Genomic DNA, 18,347 nt, shown 5'->3' on the forward strand with positions numbered 1-18,347 from the left:
ATATTGTAGCATAACCTTCCAAAAATTTCACCTATCGGAACGTTTTTATAATAAAATAATTGACCAATTCACGAACAATCGTCTCTGCCTTATCAAAATCTTTCGTCCTTAGCAGTTCATTCATTCTGAGATACTGCTCAATTAAATAAGCCCCATTCTGGAACGGTATCAAAATAATTTCTTTTGGAGCCTTCGTTAAAAAGTCGATTCCCATCTTTCTAACTGCGCTATCCGCATAAGAATTCCCCATATAAGCGATAAAATCAAAAACAGTTTGCCAACCTTCTTCTACAAATCCGTTGCTATTCCCAGTTTTCAAATGCCCTTCCATGACAGATAAACGCTTATACAAATGCTGCGGTTCAAAAGAAATCCCCTTCGTCTCGATTTTATCCATCGTCTTAATCGTCAGAACTTCCAACATTTCCAACATCTCGATGAACTTACCTACCGTCACCTTGCTCTCACAAACAAAAGCACCACGATTACTCTCAATCGTCAAAAATCCCTCTGTTTCCAGCATAACTAAAGCACGACGCACCGGTGTCCTGCTAATACCTAGCTCCTTGGCGATCGTATTCTCCGGCACGCGATCCCCCGTTCGCAATTGCCCATTCAAAATCTTCTCCTTCATTGTTTCATACGCTTTTTTCTCATAGTTTTGCTTTTCCATAAAGAATCAGTTCCTCTCGAAGTCCCATTTTAGAAGTACTTTTTGCGCCAAAATATAATCGTTGTGATAATCGTAATAATCAAGGTTCCAACCATAATCAACCCAAAAGCATATTCTTGATTTGAAAATGGTAGCTTCACATTCATCCCATAAATGCTCGCCACAATGGTTGGTAACGACAAAATAATCGTAAATGACGTCAAAAATTTCATCACCCGATTTAAATTATTCGCAATCACAGACGAAAAAGTGTCAGACATCCCACCAACAATTTGCGTATATGTATCCGTCATCGCGATTGCTTGCTTATTTTCGATAATAACATCCTGCAATAACTCTTTATCCTCATCCTTACCGGTGTAATGCCCCGCCTGAATCATTTTATCCAGAACAGCCTTATTGGATTGAAGCGCTGTCGCAAAAAAGACCAAGCTTCGTTGCGCGGCCATAAAAGCATACAGCTCTTCATTTTGCATAGACTGACGGATATTTTTTTCAAGTGTATGCATATGCTCAATTAGGCTATTTAAATATTTCAAAAAGTAGTAGGATACCGCGTACAGAATTTGTAACAAAAACTGGACATGGTTGGCTGTATTATACTGCTCCATGCGCCTGTCCATAATATCTTCAAGCACCGGCAATTGTTTCAGCACAACGGTTACCACAACTTCCTTTGTCGTAATAATTCCAATCGGTATCGTTTTAAACTCAAGGAAACCCATCTCATCCTTTGCCTCTATCGGACAATCCACAATAACCAAGGAATGCTTGAAATTCTCCTCTACATGCTTCAATTCGATTCGCGAACGTTCCTCTTTATCCAGCGGGTCTAGAATATGATCCTTTGGTATATCTAGTTTTTTCGATAAATAGTCAATCTCATCAGGACTCGGTGCCACAACATGAACCCAACATCCAACTTGATAGCCTTCAATCTGACGTATTTCATCATTTTCTTGCGTTATATAATATTCAATCATCCGTGTCCCCCCTTACCGAATCAGGCCTATCTTATGTAACCTTTACAATACATTTCATTTGTGTTACAATTATTATCAATAATACCAATTCCGTAATAATACGAGGTGAGCGTCATGGAGTCGATACAAATGATATTGGTTGGTTTTTGTTTCGCGATCTTTTTCTTTACGCTATCTTTTGTCATTAGTAAGCTTGGGAAAATCTCTGTTTACTGGGTCTCGCTTGGCGCCAATGCTGGTTTCTTTCTGGCTTTTCTATTCGTTCAACGCGCCTTCCCAGCAGAAGCCCAAACCGCCCTATTCTATTTGAATCTAGGCATCTTAACTTTCGTACTCATTCAAGCCGCACTTGGACTTGCACATTGGCTACTAAAGAAGACATCAACGCGCCAAAAGAATTGGAAGCACTCTTAAAATCAATTATAGCAAAATTTTGCCTATAAAGAAAAGCTAAGCATCGAAATGATGCTTAGCTTTTTGTATTAGTCGCAATCTTTATGATGATTCCATTTGGATCCTCTAATGTAATCAGAGTATCCGAATCCTTCTCATAGGCTACATCATATGCTATCAGCCGATCCTCTAGCCTGTCCAATTCTTCTACTTGAATGGAGAAATAAGCAAGACCCGTCTCTAAGTCTGCCATTTTAGGCAAATCACGACCAGCCCAAATATTTGTACCAATATGGTGATGATAATCCCCCGAGGCAAAAAATAGTGCAGATGGAATCTCTGTAGTCACTTGGAAACCTAGAATCGTTTGATAAAATTGGCGCGTGTCTTCTAAATGACTGACTTGCAAATGAATGTGCCCAATGGTTGTATCATTTGGAGCCGCATACCAATCGAGTTCAGCTCCCACCATCAATATACCGTCTCCATCGACCTCATTCGTTGCCATAGGAAGGTTTCCAAGCTCATCACGTTGCCACTCATTTCGAGGCCGATCCGCATAGACTTCAATCCCATTACCATCAGGATCTCGGAAATATAATGCCTCACTATATATATGATCTCCAGCGCCGTCTATTGGGTAGTTACTTTCCAACAAATGATGTAAAAAGCTACCAAGTTCAGCTCTACTAGGCAACAAAAAAGCCGTATGATATAGCCCAGTTTTCGCTTGTTTCGGAGCCTTCCCTTGCTTGATCTCTATCAATTCTAGAAGGACTCGATTATCAACGCCTAATGCTATTTTATCAGCCTCATCCGCTATCACTTTTAACCCGATTATCTCGCTATAAAAAGCCGCCAATGTATGCTTGCTCTTCGTTTTCAAAACAACTTTTCCTATTTCCATTGTCATATTGGTCACCCTTTCGTTGTAACTAATAACATTACAACATATTACCTGCTAAAAGTCCATCTTCATGCTTACAATTAGTAAGTAATCATTTTTTCTTTTCAAATCCATTCAACTTTCGATATAATATCGAGCGATGAATACCTAGCTGTATGGCGGTCTGCGTCATGTTTCCATCATTTCTCTCAATGATTTTTTTGATACAATGGATCTCTACCTCAGACAAGTATGTTTTCAAATCAACGAAGCTATCTATATGTTCTTCATAATACATATCGAGCGTAGAAGTAGATTTTTTGGTTTTTTTCACCTTTGCCAAATTTATTCTCCTCCTTGACTTGCTCATCATTGAACATATTATAACATAAAATTGCCTAAGAAAAAATAAGTAGATTCCCTCTTTATTCTCATAGAACTACATTTTTTCACCATATATAGCCTTGATAGAATAAAACTGCCTTATGACCCTCATAAATAAATAATATATATCTGTCACAAATAGATCGATGCGAAAGAATATGGTCTTTATTTATAGTTCTAGATTTATATTATGACGATACTTATCCGTCTAGATAGCTATTTACCTCAAGAAAAGACCAGTAAAGTAGTGCTATAATAAGGATATCAAGAAAGGTGGTTAGTTATGAAAGAAAAAATAAAGAGTTTAAAAGAAATTCATTTGGAGAATATGGATCAAGGAAAATTCGACTACAACCATTTTTTAGAGTTCTTACTCACCCATCGTATCCCCTATAAAAAATGCACTTTAAAAAGAAATACGCACATCTTTATTGAAAATCAACCTTTTAAAAATATTTACTTCATCGAGAGTGGTGTGATTTCATGTAATAAAGACCAAAATATCGTTGGTTTTTTGGGAAAGAAAAACATTATCGGTCTCTCTAACCCTTATACTAACGATAACTCCTTTTATACGCTGAAAGTACTTCAGCCCACAACTGTCTATGAATTTGATAGAGCCGACATGCTAACAACACTGCTAAGTTTCCAAGAAGGCTGGCTATTTTTATATGCAAACAATCACAGAAAAGAAGAAATGCTATTCAACAAAACCTTGCTATTACAAGAGGCTGCAGAACATCGTTTGTTGGCGTTACTAAAAGAAGTTGCACATCTCTTTGGAGACTATCGTGATGGTATTTTATTCATTCCCAATTATTTTTCCAAAACCTTACTTGCTAACTACGCCAATTTAAGCACCAAAACATGTAGCAATCTTTGCAATGAGTGGACCGAAACCGGAGAATTGGTTTTTGATGGTGACTGATTCCATAGTAAAGACGATGCGTTGAAAATTCACGCATCGTCCTTTTTATCTAGGCTGTAATTTCAATCTGATTGCCTTCGCTGTCTAAAATAACACTTTCGTAATAGCCATCGCCAGTTGTTCTTGGGCCGCTCTCTAATCTATATCCATCGTTTTGGAGCTGCTTCGTTAAAGCGTTCACTTGCTCTTTACTACCAACACAAAAAGCAATATGAGCCCATCCTAGTAGTGGTTTTTCTTTTGCATCGACAATATCTGTACGTTGCATGATTTCAAGTCTAGCACCCGTGGGATAGCTAATAAAATAGGAAGAAAAGCCTTTCGCTTCGTTCGTGTATTTGTCGTTCGCGACTCCTTCGAAATAGGTCGTATAGAAACTCTTCGCTCGCTCAATATCTGCCACCCAAATCGCTACGTGTTCTATCTTCATTTTACCACTCCTTCTTTCGGTTTTTTCTTCTTAAATTCAAAATTTTTCATCCATGGTCGACCTTTTTTCAGTGACCAGTAGCCGATGAGGACGAAGACAAGTGAACCAAGGACGTCCACAATAATATCGCCCATCGTGTCAGCTAATGCCGCGCGACCAACAAGTGGTGTGCCGTTCGACATCTCGTAACGCTGCATATTTAGATTCATTATACCGTCAAATGTATACTCGTAGATCTCCCAAAAAGCGCCCAATGTAACGGCGAAACAGAATGCAAAGATAGAGATAAAGCCAGGTTTCATTTTCATCACGACGTGTTTATCATTGTTGAGCAAGTTGACGAATGAAAAACCGATAGCACCGAGCATGGCGCCACTAAATGTATGCAGAATTTTGTCCCAATGAGGAACTGTAGAGTAGAATTTTTGAACGGTACCTAGATAAATTGATGCGTACAAAAAGACTAAAAATAAAATATAGACCAAACCCGGAATTTCAAATTTAAATCGGTGGGATAAAATTGTTGGTAATAATAGAATAATGACTCCCAGTACACATTCAAACAACAAGAAAATATAGTCGCTTCGCAGTGTCACTTTCGGCTGTCCCGGCGTTTGTTCTACTGGCGCTAGGAAAATTTCAACCGTAATAAAAATCATTGAAATCCCCATCGAGACGAAAATAAAAATTGCAATCCATTGTGAAATACTGAGCCCCTTAAGCTTTTTTAACATTGTTTTCATCTCCCATTCTTACATAATAGCTAATACGTCTTTCATTATAGCAGAGTTTAGGAATATTATCCTATCTCACCAACAAATACTGCTGTGCCTGTAATTTCGATGGCGTAAGTTGTTTCCTTTTTATGAATATGGACCATGACTTTTCCATCACGACCGACTTCAACGCCTTGTTCTACCACAATGTCCAGCGATTCATCAAAATCAGGCGCAATGTACTTCGCGTAGTAAGCTCCCATAACACCAGATGCTGTTCCTGTCACTGGGTCCTCTATTGTTCCAGAAAATGGAGATGAGAAATGTCTAGCGTGCATTGCGGCATCAGTATCCATCGTCTCCAAACAAAAAGGATGAATGGAAGCGCGCGGCATCTCTTGAAGGAGATCGGGGAACTTAGCATTATCTGGCTTCATCTTTTGGAAGCTGGTTAGTTTTTTTATTGGCACGAGTAATGTCCAGATTCCCGTGCTTCCATACATTATCGGCCATTCATCAGTGAGATCCTGCTCTACTAGTCCGATTACTTGTGCTAAATCTGCACGGGAACCTAAGAAAGCTTCAAAAACTGGTGTTGCTTGTTGCATAGTCATCCAAAGTTGTCCATCTTTCGAATACTTACTTTTTATTGTCAAAATACCTGCTTTAGTCTCTACCCGTATTTCGGCTTTTTCAGTCAAAAATTGATGCTCGCTTAATGCACAAATTGCAGCCATCGTTCCGTGACCACAAAGATTCATCTCATGTCCTGGCGTAAAATAGCGCAACTTGATATCTGCTATCTCTGATTTCATTGCAAAAGCAGTTTCATTAAAACCTACTTGTGAGGCGATTTTTTGCATATCCTCTGAACTTAAATTATCTGCCTCCAATACAACACCTGCTGGATTCCCTTTGCCCGGTACTTTACTAAACGCGTCATAATGATACACTTTCATTTCCACAGCACTCCTTTTCCTCAAATTATAGCATGTATTTCCCGGGAAATAATCATATATCGTCAAACTAGCGTCACATACGGATGCTATAGTTGCCTTTGAACCGACACAAGGAGGAATAGAGATATGAAAAAAATGATGATAGCAGGTATTGCGCTGTTTCTACTAATCAGCACTGCTTGCTCACACGAATCAAACGCGAAGACACCATCACAAATTGACAAAGCAAACAATAAACGAATCGAATATGCTCAAGGCGATTTCACATATGAGGCTATCCCTGAAACATTCACCTTGACAGTAACAAAGGATGGCACGACCGAAACAATTGCCGAACCACAAAAAAAGCGTAAGGTCACAAATCTCAAAAAAACAGCGACCGAAACAAGTTGGGATTACCCTGATGATAAGTTCCACGTTTCTATCAAAAAACAAGCGAAATCACTGAACGTTAAGATCCATTCTACAAATCCAAAAACATCTCAGCTAGAATGGCCACGTGTCAATGCCCCTACTTATACACTACCAATTTCAGAAGGAAAGCAGATTCCGCAACATGATGCTGCTTGGAAAAAATATTTTACAACAGATAATGAGCAAACAATGAATGAATATTTTTCGATGAAGTTCTTCACATTGAATAAGGAAAAATTCGCTGTATCTTATATTTTACCTGACACCTTTAATAATGACATTTCATTCCATACAGATCCCGCGATTCAGTTTAGCATCAATCATACGTTTTCCTCTGTAAACAAAGAGAAAGTTTATAAATATAGTATTTTTATCACAGAAAATGATCCTGTAGCCATCGCCAAAAACTATCAAAATTATATAAAAGACCATCATCAATTTACCACATTAGCTGAAAAAGAGAAGCAAAATCCTGAGATAAAAAAACTATATGGGGCACCCCACGCTTATCTATGGAATAGTCGCATTTTAACTAGTGCCGATATGCATTGGAACAAATTGCAGACTTCCATCGAGGATCCCCTTTTTGATTGGATGGGGAATCTGCTTGATAGATATGGGGAAGACGGAGCAACAGAATACAGGAAGGTTCTGACTAATATTAAAAACGGCGAGATGTACCAATATGAAAAAAATATGATACTGAATTCACTCCAATATATTCTTCAAATGCCTCAACTGTACAGTCCAACTATCTTTAAAAATCCTGATGCTACGGCTAAAAAATATATCGACAAAGGTATAGCTAAGTTGAACGAGCAAGAGCTTTATGATTTAAACAAGCATCTGATAGCTAGCCATATTAAGGACTTGACCACTCCCGTTCGTGAATGGGGTCAATCTAATTCTACTGCTATCATTCAAGAAATGAAGCAAGCTGGAATAAAAAATGCTTGGATTGGTCTTCCCAATTGGGTGAACGGTCTAATGAATCCCACTGCTGTCAATACCGCGGCTGGTGCAGGCTATCTCGTAGGCCCATACGATTCTTATCAATCGATTCAACAAAATGCGAGTATCGACTGGAATACTGCTTCCTTCCCAGATCCGAAGCTGTATGAAGATGCTACTGTGGAAAATGAGCAAGGCGAGAAGCTGACAGGTTTTCTCGGTAAAGGTCGCAAGTTGAATCCAACGCTCGTTTTTAATGCTGTTAAAACGCGTGTCAATGGTATTTTGGCAGAAGGAATTGCCTTTAATTCATGGTTTATGGACGTCGATGCTGCGGGTGAACTTCATGAGGATTTCGCAAAATCACACCCTACGACACAAAAAGAAGATGCTGCGGCTCGGATGAAGCGCCTCGATTATCTGAATAAAAAAGGTTTTGTTATCGGCTCAGAAGGTGGTAATGATTACGCTGCCTCACATATTGCTTTTGCACACGGTTTGGAGACGCCTGTCATTAAATGGGGTGATCCTGATATGCGTGAAAAGGAGGACAGTCCCTATTTTATCGGGAAATATGCCTCGATGGACGGCTCCATCCCAACGCGTTATAGTAAAATTGTTCCGATTAAAGAGGGTTATAAGCCAATCTATACGAGCCCCGTGTACTCCATTCCACTTTTCAAATTGGTGTATAATCGTTCTGTGATTACAACGCATCACTGGGAATGGGATAGTTACAAAATCAAAGAACAGACCGGCGAGCGTCGTCTCAAGGAATATTTGTACAACACGCCGCCCTTGTTCCATCTTGATGAAGCGAACTGGGAGTTGCACCGTGCTGATATCACGGCAAACATGAAAAACTGGACGCCATTCCAACAAGAAGCATTACGCCATGAAATGACCAATTTCCAAATACTTGATGCAGAACGTCTTGTCCAAAAAACAGAATTTGGCTCCACCTTGCAAGTTATCGCCAATTTTTCAACTAAAGATTTCAAAACGGATCATGGGAACATTCAGGCACACACCGCATTGATTATCAATAATGGCAAGAAGACCATGATTTCAACAAATAATCTGGACTAAGATTATCGTATTTACTTGAATTAGATAAGAAAAAAAAGCTGGGAATCTGTCATAATCCCAGCTTTTTCATTATGAATAATGCAATACTATTTATCCATCTCTTCTTGCAATTCTCTTTGTCTCTCTTTAAACATATCGATTGTTTTTTGGAGTCTTTGTTGCTGTTCCTCTGTTTGCGCCCGCATACGATCGATAATTACTTGAAATGCCTCGGAGCATTCCTCCCAAACCGTATCTTTCTCGCCATCTTTCAATGCATCCCGTGATTGCATATAAATAGCACCATCCTTTGTTTTCATTTTTCTATATCTATCGTACCTTGCAATTATAACAAATAATGTATGAATTAGCCAAGCAAAAAATTGTGACTTATTATCCAAAAAATAAAGCGACGTCGCAACCCCCATTTGGGAATCGTAACGTCGCATTTATTAGCTACCTTTTTTTGTTCTCATCAAGTAGGTTTCGTACAGAACGTATGCAACAATCGCAAAAACAACTGGTCCTGCAATCATCCAAATTGTACTGCTATAATCTCCATTTAACGATGGATTAATAATCGTGAAGACATTAGCGAACCCTACAACAATCAAAACTACTGCTGTGCCAAGATACGTTTGCCATTTCTTTTTATAGATGACGAATTCTCGACTCAGTCCTTTTTTCGCTTTAAAGAATGGGAATGCGAAAGCTAAAAATAGGTATGGTAATGTCATCGATACGTTTGCCATCAGTGTTAATTTATTGTAGAACGCAGAGGCATTGTCCCCACCAAATGAGGCTAGTAAAATAATGATTATTACCGCTAAACATTGCGTCCACATCGCGAATTCTGGCATATTTGCCTTATTCATCCGTGTCATTTTTTTCGGCCATACTTTTGCTGGTGTTCCTTGAATCAAAGTCTTCAGCGGTGAGTAAATAAGTGTGAAAAAGGCTCCTGTGTATGCTAGGAACATGGATAGACCGGTGATTCGCGCAAACCAAGTTCCGATTGAAGCTGCGGTTGTAGCGCTCAAATGAAAGGCATTTCCGAGTTCAAAACCTAGATTATACATCAAGACATATGTGATGTTTCCAAGGTTCGTCGTTTTGCCACTGAGTACTTGTAACCAGTTCGCGCTTACACCCCAAAGGAAAATCCCCAAGGCATAGCCAACTGAAATAATGATTGCTGAAATAATAACCCCTTTTGGAAAGTTCTTTTCTGGATTCTTCGTTTGATCGACCAAGCCTCCAACAGCCTCAATACCACCGTACGCAAAAATCGCAAATACGACAAAGGAAAGCGTGGCAAGCGGTGTGACGTAGGATGGGTTTGGCGATTCTACAAAGGACGACCAGCCTGTGATTGGTTGGGCAAATTCCCCACCGTTAAGAATAATGATTAGTACGCTGACAAGGAGTAAAACTAGGTTCAAACCTGTAACGGCAATCCCTCCGACTGCTGTTACTTTTGAAATTTGCTTTAGACCCCGAGATGCGAAAAATGTGATGACGATCATCCAAACAATCGCTAATACTCCAACAGTTTGCGTTGGTGACAGCGAGAATAAACGCCATTCTTGTGTTTTGTCGCCACCAAAAATGAATGTGGAAAGCGGAATCCAAACTTTTGACGATGTGCTTACCATCCAAATAACGTACGATGCAAACCACATAAACGTTCCAATAAAAGCGAAACGTGGCCCAACGCTGTCATTCATCCAAGAAAAAATACCGCCTTGTTCATTTTTGTAGGTAGAACCGAATTCTGCCATCATCAATGCGTACGGAATGAAGAAGCAGATGGCCGAGAAGATATACCATGGAATGGCACCATATCCCATCAAATAAAACGCAGATGGGCTGTTTGCGAAACCGAATACCGACGTGAAAATCATCAGTATTAGGCCTATTAATGTTAACTTTTTCACTTGTGTTGTCATGTGTGTCCCCCCACTTTTTATTGTTCAATTATATTGTGATGAAATTTTACGCTAAAAGTAATTAAAACTACATTTGTCTGATAATTATTATACAATAGACTGATTTTTAATTTCGTAATTCTAATAGAGTATTACATGTTAGCAAAAGGATTATACCATATTTAAGGGTTCTCGGTCATCCATTTATTGACCTATTTTGTTGGATGTATTTTACATTTTTAGTTATACCTGATATTTTTCAACTAATGAGCACTAAAAAAACTATCAACCGATTTAGTTTTCACTACAAAAGGTTGACAGCTTTATTTTACAGTATCGGTGATAGCAGACTTGCTAATGTTTCCTTCATGCGTTTTGTTCTGGATTTCGCCTTCATTTCTGATTCTGTGAATAGGTGGCTTTCTAGGAAATCGGCATTGAAATCACGTTCTAATTGCACGACTGCATCGCTACGGTTGTATAGGAATACCATTAATTCGTGATTGAGGCGGAAACTGCGGATATCAAAATTCGCGGTTCCAACGGCTGCTCGCTCTCCGTCGACCAGCATCACTTTTGCATGGATGAACGAATCATCACGGTAGGAATACATTTTTGCACCGGCGTCAATCATCGTTTGGATATAGGCATTGCTTCCGTGGTAGGAAACGCCGCGGTCACCTTTACCTGGAATAATAACACGGACATCGATGCCACTCATTGATACGCGGCGAATAACGGCAAGTGATTCTTCATCGGGGACAAAATAGGGACTCGCAATCCAGACTGATTTCTTCGCAGAATCCATAAGATCAAGCATCGAGTCGCGAACCCACTTCTCTTTATCGTATGGACCGCCATACACGATTTGCACCCAATCATCTGAACCGTCGACTGGCTGAGCGCTTAGATAACGTGCAATCCCGGCTTTGCTAATGAACTCGTCGGATGCTCCCGCACGATTTTCCATGTAAACCCAGTCAAACAGAAATGACTCTTGTAACTCTAGGACACCAGTTCCTTCGATTTTCATGTGCGTATCGCGCCACACCTCGAAATCTGGCGTATTGCTGCGATATTCTTCGCCTACATTAAGTCCTCCGGTAAAGCCAATTTTGCTATCAATGATGATCATTTTACGGTGATTTCGGAGGTTGGCTGTGCGCGCAATCCAGATGGAACGAACGGGATCATACGCATAAACGGTTGCGCCCGCTTGTTTTAATGGTTCTAAAAACTCATCTTTCAGGTTTGCCGAGCCCATGCCGTCATACATAAAACGAACGGTGACTCCTGCTTTCGCTTTTTCAATTAAAATATCGCGAATTTCTGTAGATATCTCATCTTGGCGATAAATGTAATATTGAATGTGAATATGGTCTGTAGCTGTTCGCAAAGCTGCTAAAATGGAAGGAAATGTTTCTGATCCATTCGTTAAAATAGTTACTTTATTGCCGTTTATCGGCCGAATATCAGTTAATGCATATAGACTTTTCGATAGCTCTGGTAGTTCTTTTTCGGATTGTTGGATTGGCAAGTTATGTATTGCCTCGATTAGTTTTTCTTTTTCTTTCACTTGATTCGCTGTGAAGATCCGATTTTGTGGGTTTCTGCCGAAGAATAGGTAAAGAATAACTCCGAAAACTGGCAGGACAAAAACGACTGCTAGCCATGCGATTTTTGATGTGGTATTACGCTGATCCCAAAGAAGTAAACGTACGGCAATGACGACTGCGGTAATTTCTCCGGCAATGGTTATAACAGTAAGAATGACACCTGACCATGTATAAAGGAAAAAACCGACGAGGGAAAATAAGACTAAAATGACGATAAACTGGATTAATTTTTGCATATAATGGCTCCCTTTTTCTTATTTCTATTTCAATTATACATGGATATAGTTGTTTTGTCCTGTTCTATACAGAAATTGCTACGCCGTATTATATAACGTAGCAACGTTTATTAGTATTTCCAAATTTTGAATTTGCCAGCGTCGTGTAGATCTTTTACGATAACCGTGATAATTGGTGCGAGAATCAGACCGATAATGCCGAATAGTTGTAAGCCAATGTAGAGTGTGAATAAGGCAATAACCGGGTTTAGGCCTAATTTTGTGCCGAGAATTTTTGGCTCGATGATATTTCGAATAACCGTAATGACGATATATAAAATGAGCAGTTCGATTGCGAAGGCAAAATCGCCGTTGATGAACATGAGGAGTACCCACGGAATCATGATACCACCGGTTCCGAACACAGGAATCATATCAAAAACAGAAATGCCAAGAGCAATCCAAATCGCGTTCGGGACGCCTAGAATCGTGAGGCCGATGAAAAGCTCCACACACGTGATTCCAGCGATAATAAGGTACGCTTTGATGTAATCCACTGTCGTTGTTTTGAAATGTTTATGCACATTTTGCATCGTTTCATTCACACGATCTGGCAGTTGCTTCCGCATGAACGCCCCCACTTTGTCAAAGTACCAAACAATGAAAAAGGAAAACAACATGCTGAAAGAAAAGAAGATGAAAATGCCAGGCAAGGAAAGTGTCACAGAGCCAATCCAGCTAGCAATGCTACCAGATAGCGAAAGTGCGAAACGGCCAATTTTGGCGATAACGGCATGGAAAACATCATGGTATTGCTGCGCGAGATCCGGCGCAATATTATCAATCCAATCGGCGCCCCAGTCCTCGATTTTTTGCAAGGCTGGTAAAATATCATTTTGATAATACCTCGGAATACTGCCGATTGAGCTACCGAGCAATTTAAAGAGCTCCAGCAATCCCAGAATGAGTAGGGTGCTGAGAATCGCATAGAAGAACAACATGACAATCAATCCCCATGCATTGCGATTCCGCCATTTCGTTTTGCGAGCGAGCAGCCGAGTGAGCGGCATACACATCCACGCTAAGCCAAATCCAATCAAAAACGGATAAGTCAACGGCAAAATATACTTAATAAAAAGGAAAATCACGATAACGATACTAGCCAAATACAAAAATCGAATCAAAAACCGCTTCTGCCTCTCCAAATTCGACTTCCCTTCAACCTCATGTTTCTCTTCCATATAAAACTCCCCCGTCTATCTAAATCTATGTAATCGTGTTTCCCCGTTAAATCCTGTCTTCACTCTCAAAGCTAAGCGTCAGTGCTCATGTTTCTACGCTAAATCTCGTCCCCACCACCAAACCTCAGCGGAGCGAGAAATACTTAGCTGCTAGGCAAAGGCGAGTACCGGAGCGGAATGTACGATTTGTACATGAGCACCGTAACGGAGCCTTTAACGACGCAGATGAGCGTTTCTCGCTCCGCTGACGCGGAAAAGATTAGAAGAAGTCCTGCATCATAGATTTAATTTCATTAACTGAGTTATCCATATCTGATTGTTCTTTTTCGTTTAGTGGCATTTCGATTATAAACTTGATTCCTTGACGATTGATAACCGCTGTTGATCCAATGTAAATATCGTTGTGACCATATTGCCCTTCTAAATAAACGGAAAGTGGCAAAATCGCATTTTCATCGTTAAAAATCGCTTTTGTAATGCGGGCTAGTGAAATTGCAATGCCGTAATAGGTGGAGCCTTTGTGTTCGATGATTTCATAGGCTGCATCACGAACTTTATGGAATAGCTCATCCAGAACCTCGTCGGTAATTTCCGGATGGTCATGCATCCATTCTTTGATTTGCAAACCACCGATATTCGCATGGGACCAAACTGGGAATTGGCTATCGCCATGTTCGCCGAGTGTATAGGCTTGCACGTCGCGGGCATCGACGCCGACAAGTTCAGCGAGTGCTTGTTGGAATCGCGCGCTATCAAGTGATGTTCCTGAACCGATGACGCGGTGTTTTGGTAAGCCTGAATATTTCCAAACGGCGTACGTCAAGACGTCCACAGGGTTTGATGCAACTAAAAATAGTCCGTCAAATCCGCTTGCCATGACGCTATCCACGATTGCTTTCGTGATTTTTAAGTTTTTGCCGATTAAATCAAGTCGCGTTTCTCCTGGAGCTTGTGCCGCGCCTGCTGTAATAACAACGAGGTCAGCATCCGCGCAGTCGTCATAGCTTGCTACATAGATTTGTTTCGGTGATGTATACGCCAAACCATGGGATAAATCCAGCGCATCACCTGTTTTTTTGCCTACATTTAAATCAATAATACCAATTTCACGTGCAATATTTTGTGCGGTTAACGCGAAGGCATAACTTGCTCCAACGTCCCCAGCACCTACTAAAATCACTTTTTGTTTGTCATTACGCATATTTCTCGTCTCCTTTTTGTTTGCGATTTTTGATCGCTTTTTGAATTTCTACAAATACTAATGGGAAAACAGATAATCCGAATGCTAGCAACCAGTGCGTTAAGCTTAGTGGCACTAGGTAGAACATGTTAGCAACTGGCGGAATAAGAACCATTAGCAAAATAATCACCATCGATAGCATCGCGCTAAAGAATAGTGGTTTATTCGATAAAAAACCAATTTTGAAAATAGACTCGTCGCTGCGAACGTTGAAAATATGCGATACAGAGGACCAAGCTAAAATGACAAAAGCCATCGTCATCCCAATATCAGCACTCGCGCCGATGTCTGCATTAATATCCACGAATCTTCCTATATAAAATCCAATCAAGGTTACAAAGGTGAACACAACCGCTTGTGTCGCGACTTTAGCACCTAAACCATTCGCAAAAATACCACTGTTTTTCTTCATCGGCGGGCGATCCATCACATTAGCATCTGCTTTTTCACGGCTCAAACAAAAACCAGGAATCCCATCGGCAACCACGTTAATAAGTAGCAATTGCACCGCTACAACTGGCGCGCCCCATCCGAGAGTAATCGCGATGAACATAATGAATATCTGTGAGAAGTTCGTGCTGAGTAAGAAATAAATCGTTTTGCGAATATTTTCATACGCCGTCCGCCCTTCCGACACAGCGTCTACAATCGTCGCAAAATTATCATCCGTAATGACCATATCTGCCGCATTTTTCGATACATCGGTTCCCGTAATTCCCATCGCGGCACCAACATCAGCCGCTTTCAAGGCCGGCGCATCATTCACGCCGTCTCCGGTCATCGTCACCACTTCACCATTTTTCTGCCACGCTTGGACGATTCGAATTTTATCCTCAGGACTCACGCGCGCATAAACCGCATAATCGCGTACCGTGCGCTCCAATTCCTCCTGCGACATCTCGGCAAGTTCAGCGCCAGTAATCGATTTGTCGCCCTCTTCCAAAATACCAATTTCCCTAGCAATCGCCGAAGCCGTCACAATGTGGTCGCCCGTTATCATTACCGTTTTTATTCCCGCTCGCTTTGCTTCCGAAACTGCGCGCTTACTCTCGGGTCGTGGCGGATCAATCATCCCAACCATCCCCGCAAAAGTCACATCGCGTTCCAGCGCCTCCGCCGTCAAATCCTCTGGCATCTCGGTATAGCGTTTATAACCAACCGAAATGACGCGCAATGCCTTCTCCGCAAACCGGTCATGAATCTCCCGTGCTTGCTCCAACAACTCCTCCGAAAAAGCAACCGGAATCCTGTCAAAAGCACCCTTTGTAATCGAGAGGAATCCGCCTTCCACTTCATGAATCGTCGTCATCAACTTCCGTTCCGAATCAAATGGTAATTCAAATACCCGTGGTGATTTCTGCTCCAATTCCTTTTTCGTCAAACCCTTCTCATTCAACAGACGAATAATAGAAGATTCCGTCGGGTCGCCGATAATATTCTCCACACCATCCGCTACTTCAATCGTCGCGTTATTCGACAAACTCAGCATTTCCAAAAGCTCATTTTCAGATGCATCAAACGTTTCCTCCACCGGTTTTGGCGGCATACCCACCGACCAAATCTGCTGAATCCGCATCTTGTTTTGCGTCAAAGTCCCCGTCTTATCCGAACAAATCACCGACGTGTTCCCAATCGTTTCCACAGCTGGAATCCGCCTAATAATCGTGTTTTTCTTCACCATATTTTGTACGCCGTAAGCAAGCGTAATCGTCACAATAACCGGCAAAGTCTCTGGAACCGCCGCAACCGCAAGCGAGACCGCGATCATTAGCATCTCAATCATCGTTTCCCCGTGCCATAACCCAATCCCGAACACGAGTACACCAGCGACAAGCGCCACAATACTCAAGCGTTTCGCAAGTTCCTTCAAGCGTTTTTGTAGCGGTGTTTCCGTTTTCTTCGTTGCGTTAATCAGGCTCGCAATTTTCCCCATTTCCGTATCCATCCCAGTTTCCACAACGACAGCCCGCGCACGACCTCCCGTCACCAAACATCCCGAAAATAGCATGTTAAAGCGATCTCCAAGCGGTGACTTCTCGCTCACAATCGCGTTCGCATCCTTCTCCACCGGCAAACTTTCACCTGTCAGCGCCGACTCCTCGACCTGCAAACTGCTGCTCTCAATAATCCGCGCATCGGCTGGAATCATATCCCCTGCGCCAAGTTCAATAATATCGCCAGGCACCAATTCCGTCGCATCGATTTCCTGCTTCACACCATCACGAACGACCAGCGTCATATGCGCATTCATATTCTGAAGCGCCTCAAGCGCCCGCTCCGCATTGTTCTCTTGGTAAATTCCCAGCACCATATTCAGCACCACAATTCCCAAAATAACGATGACTTTAGGGTAGCCGTAACCCGTTGTAACCGCTAAATAAAGCGAAATCGCCGCGGCCAGAAGTAAAATAATCGTCGTAATTTCCAGCAAATGATGGCCAATTTTGGCAAGTAGCGTCTCCTTCTGCCCTTCCTCGAACTTATTCGGCCCAACCTCCGCCTTTTTCGTCGATGCAGCCGCACCTGTTAACCCCTTGTCAGCGTTCGTATTTAGCGCTGTGAAAATGGCTTGTATTTCTTTTTCCATCCATTTCATCCTGATTACCTCCACACTCTGTTTCCAAATTCGTGATTCTACCTTTAAAATAATTGCACTATTAAAGTAATCTTACAATTCGTGTCTTGGTGGCTTATGTAATGATCAGACAGCTACTCTATCTATTCCCGAAAAAAAAGACTACAACCCCTCCAATAAATATTTCTGATCAAAAAAGCATCATTTCAAAATTTACGAGTTGTTCTAGCCTTATTATGTTATTTACGACGATGTTTTTAGAATTTCAATGTGTGATCTACGACTAATTGTAAATAATGCGAAAAATGAAATTGTAAATGACACTTTACAATCCCCTTTCACTATCCGCACTCCCACTATTACTTTCATCTCTAATAATACCATAAAAAGGTCCCAAACCGTATCACATTGATTTCTTTTTTTACCCCAAAATTGTGTATTGTAGAGACTTATATATAACAATTTTCGAGATTTATCGCAGAAAAAGAAGACCCACAAAACGAGTCTCCTCAAACTATAAAAAATGCCCTACATGAATTCACCTCAAACCACCGCGTGTTGTTGGAGTCCCTCGACATGAAATGAGTTAGTACCCAATATGCAGAGAAATCTCATTTTTCTGCTATCCTTACGCGCTTAGTTTCTAGGCAAAAAGCAAGTAGCAGAACGGATCGTTGGAACGGGGCTTTTAACGTAAACGGGAAGGTTTACATGTTCGCTTTGCTCTCATGCATATTGGGGTTGTAA

Annotated in this window: 16 protein-coding genes; 3 read left to right on the forward strand and 13 right to left on the reverse strand. The window is 41.0% G+C overall.

The window, feature by feature from the left end; genetic code table 11:
- Nucleotides 1-31: 31 nt before the first annotated feature.
- Nucleotides 32-673, reverse strand: coding sequence for a GntR family transcriptional regulator (locus HPK16_RS06625; RefSeq protein ID WP_181676221.1), 642 nt, complete (start codon nt 671-673; stop codon nt 32-34).
- 29 nt (nt 674-702) lie between these two features.
- Nucleotides 703-1,656 (reverse strand): magnesium transporter CorA family protein, encoded by a 954-nt coding sequence (locus HPK16_RS06630; protein ID WP_181676222.1) that lies wholly within the window; start codon nt 1,654-1,656, stop codon nt 703-705.
- A gap of 114 nt (nt 1,657-1,770) precedes the next feature.
- On the opposite strand from HPK16_RS06630, the gene HPK16_RS06635 reads away from it, so the two are divergent.
- On the forward strand, nt 1,771-2,070 hold the full coding sequence (locus HPK16_RS06635; protein WP_181676223.1) for a hypothetical protein: 300 nt from the start codon (nt 1,771-1,773) through the stop codon (nt 2,068-2,070).
- A gap of 55 nt (nt 2,071-2,125) precedes the next feature.
- Here the strand turns inward: HPK16_RS06635 and HPK16_RS06640 are convergent, their stop codons facing one another.
- Both HPK16_RS06640 and HPK16_RS06645 read right to left on the reverse strand, forming a co-directional pair.
- Nucleotides 2,126-2,962, reverse strand: coding sequence for a VOC family protein (locus HPK16_RS06640; protein WP_181676224.1), 837 nt, complete (start codon nt 2,960-2,962; stop codon nt 2,126-2,128).
- A gap of 85 nt (nt 2,963-3,047) precedes the next feature.
- The gene (locus tag HPK16_RS06645) at nt 3,048-3,269 is read right to left on the reverse strand and encodes a helix-turn-helix domain-containing protein (protein WP_343064804.1); all 222 of its coding nucleotides are present in this window, start codon (nt 3,267-3,269) and stop codon (nt 3,048-3,050) included.
- Between the two features lie 333 nt (nt 3,270-3,602).
- On the opposite strand from HPK16_RS06645, the gene HPK16_RS06650 reads away from it, so the two are divergent.
- Complete coding sequence (locus tag HPK16_RS06650; RefSeq protein ID WP_181676226.1) at nt 3,603-4,247, forward strand: Crp/Fnr family transcriptional regulator; 645 nt, start codon at nt 3,603-3,605, stop codon at nt 4,245-4,247.
- Between the two features lie 49 nt (nt 4,248-4,296).
- Here HPK16_RS06650 and HPK16_RS06655 read toward each other — a convergent pair whose 3' ends face one another.
- From HPK16_RS06655 to HPK16_RS06665, 3 genes are all read right to left on the reverse strand, one after another.
- Nucleotides 4,297-4,677 (reverse strand): VOC family protein, encoded by a 381-nt coding sequence (locus tag HPK16_RS06655; RefSeq protein ID WP_181676227.1) that lies wholly within the window; start codon nt 4,675-4,677, stop codon nt 4,297-4,299.
- Entirely contained in the window at nt 4,674-5,411 is a 738-nt protein-coding gene (locus tag HPK16_RS06660) for a DUF2238 domain-containing protein (protein WP_246369299.1), read from the reverse strand. The genes HPK16_RS06655 and HPK16_RS06660 overlap by 4 nt, the downstream gene beginning before the upstream one ends.
- A 65-nt stretch (nt 5,412-5,476) precedes the next feature.
- Nucleotides 5,477-6,352, reverse strand: a complete 876-nt coding sequence (locus HPK16_RS06665; protein WP_181676229.1) for a PhzF family phenazine biosynthesis protein — start codon at nt 6,350-6,352, stop codon at nt 5,477-5,479.
- Between the two features lie 126 nt (nt 6,353-6,478).
- On the opposite strand from HPK16_RS06665, the gene HPK16_RS06670 reads away from it, so the two are divergent.
- Nucleotides 6,479-8,806 (forward strand): glycoside hydrolase, encoded by a 2,328-nt coding sequence (locus HPK16_RS06670; protein ID WP_181676230.1) that lies wholly within the window; start codon nt 6,479-6,481, stop codon nt 8,804-8,806.
- An 86-nt stretch (nt 8,807-8,892) separates the two neighbouring features.
- Here HPK16_RS06670 and HPK16_RS06675 read toward each other — a convergent pair whose 3' ends face one another.
- The 6 genes from HPK16_RS06675 to HPK16_RS06700 all read right to left on the reverse strand — a co-directional run bounded on the left by HPK16_RS06675 (nt 8,893) and on the right by HPK16_RS06700 (nt 17,621).
- A complete protein-coding gene (locus HPK16_RS06675) occupies nt 8,893-9,105 on the reverse strand; it encodes a hypothetical protein (protein WP_181676231.1) in 213 nt (70 codons plus the stop codon).
- A 132-nt stretch (nt 9,106-9,237) separates the two neighbouring features.
- Nucleotides 9,238-10,734, reverse strand: a complete 1,497-nt coding sequence (gene yjeM / locus HPK16_RS06680; RefSeq protein WP_181676232.1) for a glutamate/gamma-aminobutyrate family transporter YjeM — start codon at nt 10,732-10,734, stop codon at nt 9,238-9,240.
- Nucleotides 10,735-11,041: 307 nt separating this feature from the next.
- Nucleotides 11,042-12,565 (reverse strand): cardiolipin synthase, encoded by a 1,524-nt coding sequence (gene cls / locus HPK16_RS06685; protein ID WP_181676233.1) that lies wholly within the window; start codon nt 12,563-12,565, stop codon nt 11,042-11,044.
- A gap of 110 nt (nt 12,566-12,675) precedes the next feature.
- On the reverse strand, nt 12,676-13,785 hold the full coding sequence (gene ytvI / locus HPK16_RS06690; protein WP_181676234.1) for a sporulation integral membrane protein YtvI: 1,110 nt from the start codon (nt 13,783-13,785) through the stop codon (nt 12,676-12,678).
- Between the two features lie 259 nt (nt 13,786-14,044).
- The gene (locus HPK16_RS06695; RefSeq protein WP_181676235.1) at nt 14,045-14,986 is read right to left on the reverse strand and encodes an L-lactate dehydrogenase; all 942 of its coding nucleotides are present in this window, start codon (nt 14,984-14,986) and stop codon (nt 14,045-14,047) included.
- On the reverse strand, nt 14,979-17,621 hold the full coding sequence (locus HPK16_RS06700) for a cation-translocating P-type ATPase (RefSeq protein ID WP_181676236.1): 2,643 nt from the start codon (nt 17,619-17,621) through the stop codon (nt 14,979-14,981). The genes HPK16_RS06695 and HPK16_RS06700 overlap by 8 nt, the downstream gene beginning before the upstream one ends.
- Nucleotides 17,622-18,347 lie beyond the last annotated feature (726 nt).

Source organism: Paenilisteria rustica (genome assembly GCF_013820765.1).
GTDB classification, from domain to species: Bacteria; Bacillota; Bacilli; order Lactobacillales; family Listeriaceae; genus Listeria_A; species Listeria_A rustica.